At 40.4% G+C, this 13,644-nt stretch carries 14 protein-coding genes; 7 read left to right on the top strand and 7 right to left on the bottom strand.

The features are described from left to right. Nucleotides 1-10: 10 nt before the first annotated feature. Nucleotides 11-1,117, bottom strand: coding sequence for an aspartate-semialdehyde dehydrogenase (asd, locus tag AACU98_RS15725; RefSeq protein WP_004249769.1), 1,107 nt, complete (start codon nt 1,115-1,117; stop codon nt 11-13). A gap of 499 nt (nt 1,118-1,616) precedes the next feature. On the opposite strand from asd, the gene AACU98_RS15720 reads away from it, so the two are divergent. Then, nucleotides 1,617-2,186 (top strand): class I SAM-dependent methyltransferase, encoded by a 570-nt coding sequence (locus AACU98_RS15720; RefSeq protein ID WP_004249768.1) that lies wholly within the window; start codon nt 1,617-1,619, stop codon nt 2,184-2,186. A gap of 55 nt (nt 2,187-2,241) precedes the next feature. On the opposite strand, the gene pdxR is transcribed toward AACU98_RS15720, so the two are convergent. Further along, nucleotides 2,242-3,729: a MocR-like pyridoxine biosynthesis transcription factor PdxR gene (pdxR, locus tag AACU98_RS15715; RefSeq protein ID WP_155289676.1), complete on the bottom strand. Its 1,488-nt coding sequence runs from the start codon at nt 3,727-3,729 to the stop codon at nt 2,242-2,244. A 128-nt stretch (nt 3,730-3,857) separates the two neighbouring features. Here pdxR and AACU98_RS15710 point away from each other — a divergent pair, with 128 nt between their 5' ends. Further along, the gene (locus AACU98_RS15710; protein WP_004249951.1) at nt 3,858-4,316 is read left to right on the top strand and encodes a GNAT family N-acetyltransferase; all 459 of its coding nucleotides are present in this window, start codon (nt 3,858-3,860) and stop codon (nt 4,314-4,316) included. Between the two features lie 95 nt (nt 4,317-4,411). Here AACU98_RS15710 and AACU98_RS15705 read toward each other — a convergent pair whose 3' ends face one another. Beyond that, nucleotides 4,412-5,149: a tetratricopeptide repeat protein gene (locus AACU98_RS15705; protein WP_004249950.1), complete on the bottom strand. Its 738-nt coding sequence runs from the start codon at nt 5,147-5,149 to the stop codon at nt 4,412-4,414. 108 nt (nt 5,150-5,257) lie between these two features. Here AACU98_RS15705 and murQ point away from each other — a divergent pair, with 108 nt between their 5' ends. The 3 genes from murQ (at nt 5,258) to AACU98_RS15690 (ending at nt 8,117) form a co-directional block, all read left to right on the top strand. Then, nucleotides 5,258-6,157 (top strand): N-acetylmuramic acid 6-phosphate etherase, encoded by a 900-nt coding sequence (gene murQ / locus AACU98_RS15700; protein WP_017628715.1) that lies wholly within the window; start codon nt 5,258-5,260, stop codon nt 6,155-6,157. 407 nt (nt 6,158-6,564) lie between these two features. Further along, complete coding sequence (locus tag AACU98_RS15695) at nt 6,565-6,870, top strand: helix-turn-helix domain-containing protein (RefSeq protein WP_004249763.1); 306 nt, start codon at nt 6,565-6,567, stop codon at nt 6,868-6,870. Beyond that, the gene (locus tag AACU98_RS15690) at nt 6,867-8,117 is read left to right on the top strand and encodes a type II toxin-antitoxin system HipA family toxin (RefSeq protein ID WP_049212124.1); all 1,251 of its coding nucleotides are present in this window, start codon (nt 6,867-6,869) and stop codon (nt 8,115-8,117) included. Before AACU98_RS15695 ends, AACU98_RS15690 begins: the two co-directional genes overlap by 4 nt. 130 nt (nt 8,118-8,247) lie before the next feature. On the opposite strand, the gene AACU98_RS15685 is transcribed toward AACU98_RS15690, so the two are convergent. Further along, nucleotides 8,248-9,111, bottom strand: a complete 864-nt coding sequence (locus AACU98_RS15685; protein ID WP_004249947.1) for a YicC/YloC family endoribonuclease — start codon at nt 9,109-9,111, stop codon at nt 8,248-8,250. A 126-nt stretch (nt 9,112-9,237) separates the two neighbouring features. Here AACU98_RS15685 and rph point away from each other — a divergent pair, with 126 nt between their 5' ends. Both rph and pyrE read left to right on the top strand, forming a co-directional pair. Further along, nucleotides 9,238-9,954 carry a ribonuclease PH gene (gene rph / locus AACU98_RS15680; protein ID WP_004249946.1) on the top strand — a complete coding sequence of 239 codons (717 nt, stop codon included), beginning with the start codon at nt 9,238-9,240 and terminating at the stop codon, nt 9,952-9,954. 80 nt (nt 9,955-10,034) lie between these two features. Further along, nucleotides 10,035-10,679, top strand: a complete 645-nt coding sequence (pyrE, locus tag AACU98_RS15675; protein WP_004246493.1) for an orotate phosphoribosyltransferase — start codon at nt 10,035-10,037, stop codon at nt 10,677-10,679. A 318-nt stretch (nt 10,680-10,997) separates the two neighbouring features. Here pyrE and slmA read toward each other — a convergent pair whose 3' ends face one another. The 3 genes from slmA to coaBC form a co-directional block, all read right to left on the bottom strand. Beyond that, complete coding sequence (gene slmA / locus AACU98_RS15670) at nt 10,998-11,603, bottom strand: nucleoid occlusion factor SlmA (RefSeq protein ID WP_004246491.1); 606 nt, start codon at nt 11,601-11,603, stop codon at nt 10,998-11,000. A 119-nt stretch (nt 11,604-11,722) separates the two neighbouring features. Continuing rightward, on the bottom strand, nt 11,723-12,181 hold the full coding sequence (dut, locus tag AACU98_RS15665; protein ID WP_004246490.1) for a dUTP diphosphatase: 459 nt from the start codon (nt 12,179-12,181) through the stop codon (nt 11,723-11,725). Then, the gene (gene coaBC, locus AACU98_RS15660) at nt 12,165-13,373 is read right to left on the bottom strand and encodes a bifunctional phosphopantothenoylcysteine decarboxylase/phosphopantothenate--cysteine ligase CoaBC (protein ID WP_036919447.1); all 1,209 of its coding nucleotides are present in this window, start codon (nt 13,371-13,373) and stop codon (nt 12,165-12,167) included. The genes dut and coaBC overlap by 17 nt, the downstream gene beginning before the upstream one ends. Between the last annotated feature and the right edge of the window lie 271 nt (nt 13,374-13,644).

Here is a 13,644-nt window from a genome sequence, read left to right as displayed (position 1 = left end):
TCGTTGTGTTTTAAGCTAAAATCTTCAACATACGACGAAGTGGCTCTGCAGCACCCCATAACAACTGATCACCCACGGTAAAGGCAGAAATAAATTCAGGTCCCATATTCAGTTTACGAATACGTCCTACAGGGGTACTTAATGTGCCCGTTACGGCTGCTGGGGTTAATTCGCGCATTGTTAATTCACGATCGTTTGGCACTACTTTTACCCAATCATTATGTTGGGCAAGCAATTGCTCAATTTCGTTAACCGGTAAATCTTTTTTCAGTTTTAAGGTGAATGCTTGGCTATGACAACGTAATGCACCTATACGAACACAAAGACCATCCACAGGAATGATATTTGAACCGGTGTTTAAGATCTTGTTGGTTTCAGCTTGGCCTTTCCACTCTTCACGGCTCTGGCCATTTTCCAATTGTTTATCAATCCAAGGAATTAAGCTACCAGCCAGTGGAACACCAAATTGCTCTGTCGGCATAGTACCACTGCGAGTAAAGTTAGTGACTTTGCGCTCAATATCTAAAATTGCCGAAGCTGGATTTTCTAGCTCTTTAACCACTTGGTTATGTAATGCACCCATTTGTGACAATAATTCACGCATATGACGCGCACCTGCGCCGGATGCGGCTTGGTAAGTGGAGACACTAGCCCACTCAACTAAATCGTTAGCAAAAAGTCCGCCCAAAGACATCAACATTAAGCTTACGGTGCAATTCCCCCCCACAAAGGTTTTAATACCTTTATTGAGGCTATCTTGGATATGTTGACCATTAACGGGATCAAGAATAATCACCGCATCATCATTCATGCGTAGTGCAGATGCCGCATCAATCCAATAACCTTGCCAACCCGCTTGACGTAATTTGGGATAAATATCATGGGTGTAATCACCCCCTTGGCAACTGATAATGATATCGAGTGAGGCGAGCGTATCAATATCATAAGCATCTTGCAGTGTACTACGATGATTGCCATAAGCAGGTGCTGCTTCACCTAATTGAGAAGTGGTGAAGAAAACAGGGTTTATCCCATCAAAATCACGTTCTTCAACCATTCTTTGCATTAAAACGGAGCCGACCATACCACGCCAGCCCACAAAACCAACATTTTTCATTGTAATTACCCTGTCTTTGTCTGTAGGAATAGTGAGAGACTTCACACTAACCTGACAAAATATAGAGAGAGGTGCAAGTGAATTTATTGATTATTTACCAAAGAATTAGAAGTGTTTCTAATAGTCTGCATAGAGTTAACAAAAGGAAACCACAGAACGAACAAATATCACGAATTTGTTAAAAATAATGCGCCATTAATTAAGTGAACATTAAGCATAAATCATTTATAAAAAAGATTAAGATGATTCCGTTATGACTTATTTCATTTTTTTGATAAATAAATTTATATTCTTGTCTAATAAACAATGATAAAAATAGAAAAATGTAAAATAGTGTAATATATAAGAAAAACGTATTTACTTAGAGATAGCTCCAAGCTTTATACTGAAATCCGTCATTGGTGAGATGACATAAATTCATAAATAAAAAATAACGATGAATGTACTTCATTTTATCTGATTTTTATTTTATCTAGATAAAAGCTTTAGGGGGCGCAAGATGGATTTATCAACCTACTTTCCATTATCAACCTATTATTCATATTTAAAGCGGTTTGTACTGTCTCCTACCACAATGGGAACTATTGCGCCTTCATCACGTTGGTTATGTTATGAAATGCTCAATAAATTAAATTGGCAACAAGATATCCAAATCGCCGAATTAGGTGCGGGTACTGGGGTGATTACGCAACAGATCTTAAAACGTATGTCATCAAACTCGGTATTAGATGTTTTTGAGATAGAGCCAGCATTCGCTAATGAGCTGAATAAGATTAATGATCCCCGTTTAACCATCTATACAGCGTCGGCTGAAAAGTTAGATAGTCATTATAATATGATTATTTCTGGGTTGCCTTTCTTGTCTATTAACAGAAGGTTAGGGTTAAAAATCTTAAAGCGGGTACATAGCGAATTATTAAAAACCCAAGGTTGTTTTGTGTTGTTTCAATATACCACTCGATATGAAAAAACATTATCTCGTTATTTTCATTTAGAGAAAAAACGTGTGATGTTAAATGTACCGCCAGCTTGGGTTTATTATTGCACGCCCAAAAATAAAATAGGGTAAATAGAAATCTTATTCGATTTTTATAGTGAAAATGATAAATAAGAATAAATGTTATTTATTTAGATAAAGCTTGAGAAAGCAAAATAATATTTTTTTCAATTTCAGAGGGATGGTGTGCGGCATACCCTAATAATATACCCTGTTTAGGATAAGATTGAATACAATAACGCGATAAAGGCTGTATGGCTAACCCAATTTTCCGTCCCTCTTTCACAATATATTCTTCTGTATAACCAGACTGTAACCAGCAGACAATATGGATGCCAGAATCAGTCGGTTCAATACGAAAAATGTGAGAGAGATACTTTTTTATCGTATTGGTTAACGTTAGATAACGTTCATAACAGGCTTTTCTGATCCGTCTAACATGGCGAGCATAATGTCCTTGAGATATAAATAGCGCTAATGTTGCTTGTTCTAAAAAACCAGAATGAGAGTCGGTGTAGTATTTAGCGACTTTAAAGCTGTCAATTAAAGATGGAGGTACCACTAAAAAGCCTAAACGAAATCCTGGGTACATCATTTTTGAAAAGGTTCCGGCATAAATAACCCGCTGATGTTTGTCTAATCCTTGTAGAGCTTGAATGGGTTTAGTGTGATAGCGAAATTCGCTATTGTAATCATCTTCAAAGATCCACATGTTATTGGACGATGCCCACTCTAATAAGGCAATACGACGTGAAAGTGAAAGAGTATTACCTAAAGGGAATTGATGTGAAGGTGTGGTGAAAACCAGTTTTGCTTGCGGGCATTGGTCTATAGCTTGAGAAATATCCATACCGTCACTATCTGAACGAACGGGGTGTATTTTTATACCATACGATGTAAAGATAGCTCGAGCGCTGTCATAACCAGGATCATCTAACCAAGCAGTATCTTCCTCTTGTAATAGCACTCGAGTAGCAAGATTAATCGCTTGCTGTGTGCCATTGACAATGATGACTTGCTCAGGTTGACAGTTAAGCCCACGTGTTGATTGGGCATATTGGCATATCATCTTTTTTAATGGTGTATAGCCTGTTGGCGAGTTAAAGGTTGCGAGTTCTTTTTTGGAGTGTCGCCAAACTCGTCCTAATAATCTTCCCCAAAGCTCATGGGGGAAAAGATCAATACACCCAACACCCACATGAAACATAAAGCGACTATTGGTATTTAGTTGTGATTGTTGCCAAAAAGCATGCATCTTTTGCAAATTAGGATTAAGTGTTCCTAATTCATTATCGATATGCAATGAAGACGTCGGCAGGGTTGTTTTAACCCACTGATTGGAATGAATGCTATCAGGAATGGTATTCGTAACAAAAGTGCCCGACCCGCGACGAGTAAATAAATAGCCTTCATCAATTAAACGTTCAAATCCGGCAATAACAGAATTGCGAGAAATCGACATCATTTCAGCCAATGTGCGACTTGACGGTAGACGGCTACCCGGAGATAGAACGCCTTCTAAAATAGCCTTTCTAACGGCGTAATAGACTTGTGAGCTAATAGACCCTTCTTCTAATACAAGGTTAGGGAAATAAGCTGTTGGTTTCTGTTTCATAAAGTGGATCCTATAAAAACACAAAAAGTGTACCTTATTAAGAGCCAGAATTAAACGTACTATGACAGCAATAACAGGCCGAGTGATATCTTTTTATCGCGTTGATGAGAGTAGAAGGAAGTAAATAAATGAGCACAATATCGATGGCAGTTTCTGTTCAACTTATTGAGCAAGAGCATTATGCTCAATGGTTAGCATATTGGTTAAGTTATCAGGAATTTTATAACGTTGAATTATCAGAAGAGATAACATTAAAAACATGGGCGCGCTTTTTTGATGAGAAAGAGCTGATTTACTGTGCTGTTGCAACAGATGGCAAAAAAATACTGGGTTTTGTTCATTATCTTTTTCATCGTTCAACTTGGGCTGAAAGTGATTTTTGTTACCTCGAAGATTTGTTTGTTTCACCTGAAGCTCGTGGTTGTCATGTGGGGAAAAAATTAATCGATTTTGTAAATCAACAGGCTAAACAACGTAATTGTGCTCGTTTGTACTGGCATACACAGGAAACCAATTTACGGGGTCAACGTCTGTATGATTGGGTGGCTGAAAAACCAGGTGTAATTGAATACCGTATGGCGTTGTAAAAAATAGGTGTCACGTCGAGATGAATAGAAAAGAGATGATATAAGCATAACCATCCCTTTTCTGAGCTAGGGGCATTTATTAGCTTTAATTTCGGTTAATTTAATTCTGGTTGGCAATAAAATTCATTGCCAACTTTTCTCGCTTCTTCACAGGCTTGTTTCATAAATGCATCTGCTTTTTGTTTGTTGGGCTCGATAATATGATATTGACCTGAGAACATAAAAGAGGCCATTGCTTGAGCAAATCCTTCAAATGTCATTTCATTGGCTTGTGCAAATAATTTATTGGTTTTTTCCATATCGACAGGAATATTACCTATACCACTATATAAAATACCTAACCAAATGGGGGCATAAACAAGTTCTTGTTGATGCGCTTGTGTGGCTTCTTCAAGTAATACCATCGCTTGCTGATAATCTACTTCACCAGATAAAGGGGCAATAAGCGCGGTTGCTAAGCTGATTTTTCCTCTCATGCTTCCTTTATTAACGGCAGTGGTGGCTAACTCTTTTGCTTCGACATAATAGCTTTTAAAATAAGGGTCGGCATTAAAGAGGTAAATGTCAGCAAGGAGCGCATAGGCATCGGCATAGCCACTTTTTATTGCTTCATTTGCCCACAGCTGTGCATTTAGCAGGTTTTTTTCTACGCCATCCCCCAGTAAATACATTTCGGCTAACTGATATTGAGCGAGTGCATTATGGTTTAGTGCTTCTTTGCGGGTATCTTCAAATAATTTTTTATCTTGCTCTTCGAAATTAGCGTGTAAAGAAAATGAGCAAAAAAGTGTTATTAGACTGATAAAGGTCGAAATAGATTTAATAAATGTCATGTAGAGTACCGTTTATAATGATTTTGAAAATATTACCAATAATAGTGGTATAAAAGCAGTTAATTTCTTTGTCTTAATCAAATAATTAATAATATTTGGAGAGTAATAATGGCTATTGACCTTAGCAATCTTGTCACGGAAAGTCGCAATCATCACAGTGAACATATTGATACACTTTCAACACTTGAAATGCTAAAAGTCATTAATAATGAAGATAAAAAAGTGCCTTTTGCGGTTGAAGCCACATTACCCCATATTGCACGGCTGGTGGATAAGGTTGTAACAGCATTTTCTCAAGGTGGTCGATTAATTTATTGCGGTGCAGGTACTTCTGGTCGTTTGGGAATTTTAGATGCCAGTGAATGTCCTCCAACCTATGGAACCCCCCATGATATGGTGATTGGCTTAATTGCCGGGGGACACAAAGCCATTTTACAAGCGGTTGAAAATGCAGAAGATAATGTCCAATTGGGGGCAGAGGATTTACGCCAGCTTAATTTTAATGCTAAGGATGTACTAGTTGGGATTGCAGCCAGTGGTCGAACGCCTTATGTGATTGGCGCATTAGAATATGCACGCTCACTAGGTGCGGTGACCGGGGCAATTAGTTGTAATCCTGATAGTCCCATAGCGCAACGTGCCGATATTGCCATTACGCCGATTGTGGGGCCTGAAGTGGTAACTGGCTCATCACGTATGAAAGCAGGCACAGCACAAAAACTGGTATTAAATATGATAACCACAGGTGCCATGATAAAGATGGGTAAAGTGTTTGGTAATTTAATGGTGGATGTTGAAGCCACTAATGCCAAATTAATTGAACGCCAAATTCGTATTGTGATGCAAGCGACAGAGTGTGAACGAGCCACAGCTGAACAAGCACTAGCACAATGCCAACGTCATTGTAAAACAGCGATTTTGATGATTTTAGCCGGCGTAGATGCACAACAAGCAACACAGTTATTGGCGCAAAATAAAGGGTTTATTAGACAAGCTCTAGCTAAATGATAGCGTTACAGATTTGCTTTTAAACGGAATGATAAATGCTATCTTCGTATTGGTGAGTGATCCGTCGCAATGTTAAGCTCAGGTGAACAGATCTCTGTTGGAGTCTTGGCTCAGAATCGGCAAGGCGCTTTTCCCGTTCTGTAAAGCGCATAGACGAGTACTCAACTTGCATTTCACACTTTTACGCGTAAAAGTGTAATTTGGTGTCCTTTGGTATTCAGGGATCCACATCATCGCCTTGGCCAGCATGCAAACTAAACCTAAAAGTAGGATATAAATCCAATTATATTGAGTAAAATGGGAATATAGTCCCATATTTAACTTGTTGGAGTTGCTAGAACTTCAAAGTTGGACTATATTCCTAGTAATGATTAAATAATGGGATTATAGTCCCTTGGATTGGTGATATGGCTAAGCGTGATTTGCACAATGTACTGTTTCCAAAGCAGCGCAAAATCCTGACTCATTTTGGTGAAGACCTATTGTTAGCGATGAAACGACGTGGTTTTACAAAAAAGCTGTTGTGTGAACGTACAGGCTTTGATCATAAAACCGTGAACAAAGTCTTCGCAGGTGATCCGGGCGTTGCCATAGGCACTTACTTAAAAGTGATGGCCGTCCTTGGCATGGAAAGCAACTTTGCAGAAATGGCTGCCCATGATGAAGTGGGTATTAAGCTGCAAAATATAAAATTACTGGAAGGTTCAAGATGAGCCGTACAATCGTCGAAGTCTATGCTGACTGGCAACCAATGGAAGCGCCTTTGCTAATTGGGCAGCTTGCTTACAGCGATTCAAGCCGAGGTGGCGTGTTTAGTTTTGCCTACGATAAAACATTTTTAACCTCAACCTATCGTTTGCAAATTGATCCAATCCTAACGCTTCACTCCGGTGAACTTTACAACGATGAAGCCGATAAAAACTTTCGTGCATTTCTCGATTCATCGCCCGATAGATGGGGACGTATTTTAATGCAGCGGCGTGCAGCCATTGAAGCGCGCAAAGGTATTCGAGCAACAAGTCGATTAAACGAATTGGATTACTTGTTGGGTGTGCACGACTCTTACCGGATGGGGGGTATTCGATTTAAACGAGCAGGCTCGAATGCTTTTTTGGACGACAATTCTGAATTTACTGCGCCGCCAATGACTTCTCTACGAGAGCTAGAGCACGCAGCCATGCAGATTGAAAAAGACGATAACATCGACAGTGACGAGTATTATCGCTGGTTAAAAATGCTGATTTCTCCAGGCTCATCATTAGGTGGTGCAAGACCTAAGGCTTGTGTGACAGATGAACAAGGCCACTTGTGGATTGCCAAGTTTCCCAATTTAAATGATACCCATGACGTGGGGGCGTGGGAGATGCTCTGTTATGAATTGGCCTTGGCGGCAGGTGTTGACATGTTTCCAAGTGAGATTAGGCAGTTTTCCTCAGGGCATCATACCTTTTTAACAAAACGGTTTGACCGCGAGGGTGAAAAGCGGCTGCATTTTTCATCGGCCATGACACAGCTTCAATACTATGATGGTGAACAATCTCAAGGTGCTAGCTATTTAGAGATTGCTGAATTTATTTCCAATTGTGGTGCACAAACCGAAGCTGATTTAGCACAGTTATGGCGACGTATCGTGTTTAATATTGCGGTGTCCAACACGGATGATCACCTGCGTAACCATGGATTTTTATTAACAAAGAATGGTTGGAAGCTATCACCTGCTTATGATTTAAACCCGATAGTGGGTAAGCATGGCCTGCATCTGAATATTACCGATGCAGACAACGCCTTAGACTACCAATTAGCGTTTGATGTAAAAGATTTCTTCCGACTTTCACAAACCCAAGCTACGCAAATTTACGATGAAGTATTAATTGCGGTTAAGCAATGGCAAACCGTTGCTAAGCAGCTAGGGATCAGCCGAGCTGAGCAAGCCATGAAAAAATCGGCGTTTAACGTTTAATGAGTAAGTGAAACTATACGGGTAGTTGGTAACGGACATCTGCAAACCGATTTGGACGGGAAAAATAAAAAAGCCCTTTATTTACAATAAAATAACAGGGCTTTTAAGGCATTCTTAGATGGGTCAAACACTATTCAATATTCTGGATCTGCTCACGCATCTGTTCAATTAATACTTTTAATTCAATAGCGGAATTGGTGACATCCGTATTAATTGATTTGGATGCTAGTGTATTGGATTCACGGTTAAACTCCTGCATCATAAAATCAAGGCGACGGCCGACAGCCTCTTTTTTACTGAGAATTTTGCGTGTTTCTTTAACGTGGGCATCTAATCTATCAAGCTCTTCAGCGACATCTAAGCGTTGCGCTAACATCACTAATTCTTGCTCTAAACGATTATTATCAACTTGAACTTGTGCTTCTTCTAATTTGCTGGTTAAGCGCTCACGTTGCCATTGGAGAATTTCTGGCATCTGTGCTCTTACTTTTACGACCTCAGCACTTACGGCATCTAAACGTTGCTCAATCAGCGTTTTGAGTGCTTGGCCTTCAGCTTCTCGACTTGCAATAAAGGCATCGATAGCTACATCAAGCTCTGCTAATAGTTCGCTACCAATGGCATCTAAATCTTGCTCTTGGGCTGAGATAACCCCAGGCCAACGTAAAATATCAAATGGGCTGATAGTACCTTCATGGCTTTGGCTTTTTACCCAGTTAGCAGAAACAATCAGTTGCCTTGCTAAATTTTCATCCAAAGTCAGTTCACCTTGTGAGTGAGCATTGAGTTCAAAACGCAAGTTACATTCTATTTTACCGCGTGTTAAGCGATTACGTAGACGTTCACGAATAACAGGCTCTAAACTACGTAATTGCTCAGGTAAACGGATATATGTTTCAAGGTAACGTTGATTAACGGAACGCAGTTCCCATGCGGCGCTACCCCACTCTTTTTTGATATCTCGACGAGCGAAAGCGGTCATACTACGGATCATAATAGGGTCTCAATATTGTAAATGATGTAACGATTATAACCCTAGGTATCAACACAAGGATAGGCATAAGCCGTTTTAGGTCGTATAATGCGCCCCCAATATGTCAGAGAAAGCGGAGATAACACCATGCGTCCAGCAGACAGACAAGCAGACCAAGTACGTCCGATTACCATTACTCGCCACTATACAAAACATGCTGAAGGTTCTGTATTAGTTGAATTTGGTGATACCAAAGTCTTGTGTAATGCCACTGTAGAAGAGGGTGTACCTCGTTTTCTTAAAGGACAAGGGCAAGGCTGGGTGACTGCAGAATATGGCATGCTTCCTCGCGCCACTAACAGTCGTAATGCTCGTGAAGCCGCTCGCGGTAAACAAACTGGCCGCACAATGGAAATCCAACGTTTAATCGCTCGCTCACTACGCGCCGCTGTGGATTTAAAGGCCTTGGGTGAATTTACTATCACGGTTGATTGTGATGTTATTCAAGCCGATGGGGGTACTCGCACCGCCTCTATTTCTGGTGCTTGTGTCGCGTTAGTGGATGCTTTAAATAAAATGGTTGCAGAAGGTAAGCTGAAAAAGAGCCCTCTTAAATCAATGGTAGCTGCTGTTTCTGTGGGTATCGTTGATGGTCAACCATTATGCGATTTGGAATATGTTGAAGATTCCGCAGCCGAAACGGATATGAATGTGGTGATGATCGATGATGGCCGTATGATTGAAGTACAGGGTACGGCAGAAGGTGCACCATTTAGTCATGAAGAGTTACTTGCTTTACTCGCCCTTGCGAAAGGGGGATTAGAAAAGATATTTGAAGCGCAAAAAGAGGCGCTAAAGCAATAAATTCTATTTTTAAGGCGACTGAAAAGTCGCTTTTTTTATGTCTAAAATCTGTCATTAAGCAATCTTAATAGGAGAAAAAAATGAAAGCCTACCAGCGCCACTTTATCGAACTTGCATTAGCAAAAAATGTATTAAAATTTGGTGAGTTTACGCTGAAATCAGGTCGTGTTAGTCCTTACTTTTTTAATGCAGGTTTATTTAATACTGGGCGTGACTTGGCTTTATTGGGACAGTTTTATGCACAAACATTAATAGATAATCATGTGCCTTGTGATGTGCTGTTTGGACCGGCTTATAAAGGTATTCCCATCGCGACAACGACCGCAGTGGCCTTAGTTGAACATCATGATATGGATGTTCCTTACTGCTTTAATCGTAAAGAAGCTAAAGATCATGGTGAAGGAGGGACATTAGTCGGCAGTCCATTAACAGGGAATGTGGTGATTGTTGATGATGTTATTACCGCTGGAACGGCTATTCGTGAATCGATGGAAATAATCAAACAACATGATGCGACGCTGTCAGGGGTATTGCTTAGTTTAGATAGACAAGAAAAAGGGCGTGGTTCGCTTTCTGCAATACAAGAATTAGAGCGCGATTATCAATGCCAAGTTTATTCAATTATTACTTTGGATGATTTAATTAGCTACTTAACTGAAAGTGAGACATTATCGGCACATTTGCCAGCAGTAAAAGCCTATCGTGAACGTTATGGCATTAATTAAAAAAGCAAAAATACAATAAAATCGCTCAATAGCTGTAAAAAAAAGCCCTCGCCCAATAATGGGCGGGGTGAGTAGTACAATGAATTTTCTGCGATAATTATCACAGATATTGAAAGATAAAAAGGACTTTTACAGTAGGGACAAGGCGCGTTGCCACTGTCACAGATTGGGGATCGCTTAGTGCCATTCCCAGTAAATCTATTTAGATACTCTGATATCAATAGAGCGCATGTTAACACAAATAAGAAAAAAACGGCATATATGTCATTTTCAAATTATTGAGTTAAGTCACGAGTCCACTCTTTCATTGTTACTTGCTCACTGTAATTGCGCCTGAATTAATGGCCAACGTGCTTCAAATTCCTGTGTAGGATGATAACGAAATTCCGTACGTACAAAACGTGCTAGCATACCTTCACAAAACGCAAGCAGTTGTGAAGCGAGTAGTGCTTCATCATGTAAAAAGGCACTTCCTTCGCGAATTTTACGCTCTTTAATCACTTGGCGAAGTTGTACTTCAATTCGCTCATACAATTGGTTAATGCGCCCTTGTAATCTATCTTGCTCAAACATTAATGCGTGTCCGGTAAGAATGCGAGATAGCCCAGGGTTTTTCTCTGCAAAGCCAAGGATCAAGATAAGAATAAGGCGAATGCGTGCGATAGTTTCTTTCTCATCTTTTAAAATCAGGTTGATACGCGAAACTAAGCTATCTTCGATAAACTCAATTAGGCTATCAAACATCTTTGTTTTACTGGGGAAATGTCGATAAAGTGCTGCTTCAGATACCCCAACGGTAGCCGCTAATTTGGCTGTAGTAATACGTTGACTACCATCACTAGACTCCAACATTTGAGCGAGCGATTGTAGTATTTCATCCCGTCTATTTCTGCGTTTCTTTTTGGTTTCTTTTTCTTCTGCCATGACTGATAAGGCCCCTGCTAAAAGCAAAACAAATCAGTAAACCTTTGCACTAAATAAAAGTGTTAGTGCAAAGGGAGTGATATCGTCATTGATATTAAAATAAATGCAAGACGTCGTGCTTATTGGCGACCAGAGTGTCCAAAACCGCCTGTACCACGCTCTGTTGCCGTAAAATCTTCTACAATATTAAATTCTGCTTGAACAACAGGTACGATAACCATCTGGGCAATACGTTCGCCGGGTTCAATAGTGAACGCTTGTTGACCACGATTCCATACCGATACCATCAGTTGACCTTGATAATCAGAGTCAATTAATCCCACTAAGTTACCGAGTACCACCCCATGTTTATGACCGAGGCCTGAGCGAGGAAGCACCATTGCCGCTAACCCTTCATCAGCAATATGTACAGCAAGACCTGTAGGTAACAGCTCAGTTTGTCCTGGTGCTAATACCAGTGGAGCATCAAGGCAAGCACGTAAATCTAAACCAGCAGAACCTGTTGTTGCATACGCAGGGAGTGGATACTCTTGTCCAATTCGTGGGTCAAGGATTTTAACGTCAATTTTTTTCATCATAATGTTTGGCTATCTCGTCAAGTAGGCGATGACTCAGTTGCGTTTTACTACTATGTGGTAAACGCGTTTCTCCATTTGCCCAGATAAGGTGTAATGCGTTGTTATCACTATTAAAACCAGCATCTTTTAGTGATACATCATTAGCACAGATTAAATCGAGTTGTTTTTGTTCTCGTTTACGGCGGGCATATTCTTCCACATTCTGGGTTTCGGCTGCAAATCCGACAACAAATGGGCGATGCTCAACCATTTTTCCGACACTGGCAACAATATCGGGGTTTTTTATCATAGTTATCGTTACTTCATCACCTTGTTTTTTAATTTTTTCAGGGGCAACCTGTTTGGCTCGATAATCGGCAACGGCAGCACAACCAATAAAAATATCTTGGGATGGCACAATATCCATCACTTGTTGATACATCTCTTGGGCACTTTCGACGTCGATACGTTTAACACAAGCAGGTGTCGGCAATGTGACAGGGCCGGCAATGAGTGTCACTTCTGCCCCCCGTTGAGCGGCCGCTTGCGCAATAGCAAAGCCCATTTTTCCTGAGCTATGGTTGCTGATAAAGCGTACTGGATCTAAGGCTTCACGTGTTGGGCCTGCGGTAATGGTGATTTTTTTACCTTTAAAATCGTGTTGAGTCGCAAATTGTTGCTCAGCTAATGCCACCAATTCAAGAGGATCTAACATTCTACCGGGTCCTACATCACCACAGGCTTGGCTACCAGAGTCAGGCCCCCAGATAAGACAACCTCGTTGTGCCAAAGCCGTTAAATTTTCTTGTGTAATCGCCGCACGATACATTTGTTGATTCATCGCTGGGGCAATCGCAATAGGTGCTGCACTGGCTAAACAGAGTGTGGTTAACAGATCGTTTGCCATCCCCATGCGTAAACGAGCAATTAAATCTGCGGTAGCAGGGGCTAATAAAATCAGATCAGCCCATTTTCCTAGTTCGATATGTCCCATTGCGGCTTCTGCGGCAGGATCAAGCAAATCATCCGCAACAGGGAAGCCTGATACCGCTTGTAGCGATAACGGGGTGACAAAGGCATGTGCTGCAGGCGTCATAACGACGCGCACAATAGCGCCTTTATCACGTAAACGACGGACTAGCTCAGGCGCTTTATAGGCCGCAATACCACCACTGATACCCAGAATAATCTTTTTGTCGTGAAGTGTAGTCATGATGAAATGCCTAATTGCATAAATAAATGTCCATAATTTTACCACAAGCTAAGCCAGAGTTAGGCATTCTATGTAATACGATGTTTTATAAAATAAATTATTGTGTATTACCTCGCACAAATTTTATCTGTGGCTTTTTCATTCAACTTGTACAGTTTATAGTAAATTAACTGTATATAACAACAGTTGTTTTGTGATAAATATTACATGAAAGATAAAATAACAACATAGGCCAATTATAACGTATTGATGTTTAAATGCTTGGCGAAAA

The organism is Proteus sp. G4380, from assembly GCF_963885725.1.
In the GTDB taxonomy this organism is placed as follows: domain Bacteria; phylum Pseudomonadota; class Gammaproteobacteria; order Enterobacterales; family Enterobacteriaceae; genus Proteus; species Proteus mirabilis.
The sequence above is the reverse complement of the archived record's forward strand: the minus strand, read 5'-3'. Positions and strand labels throughout refer to the sequence as shown.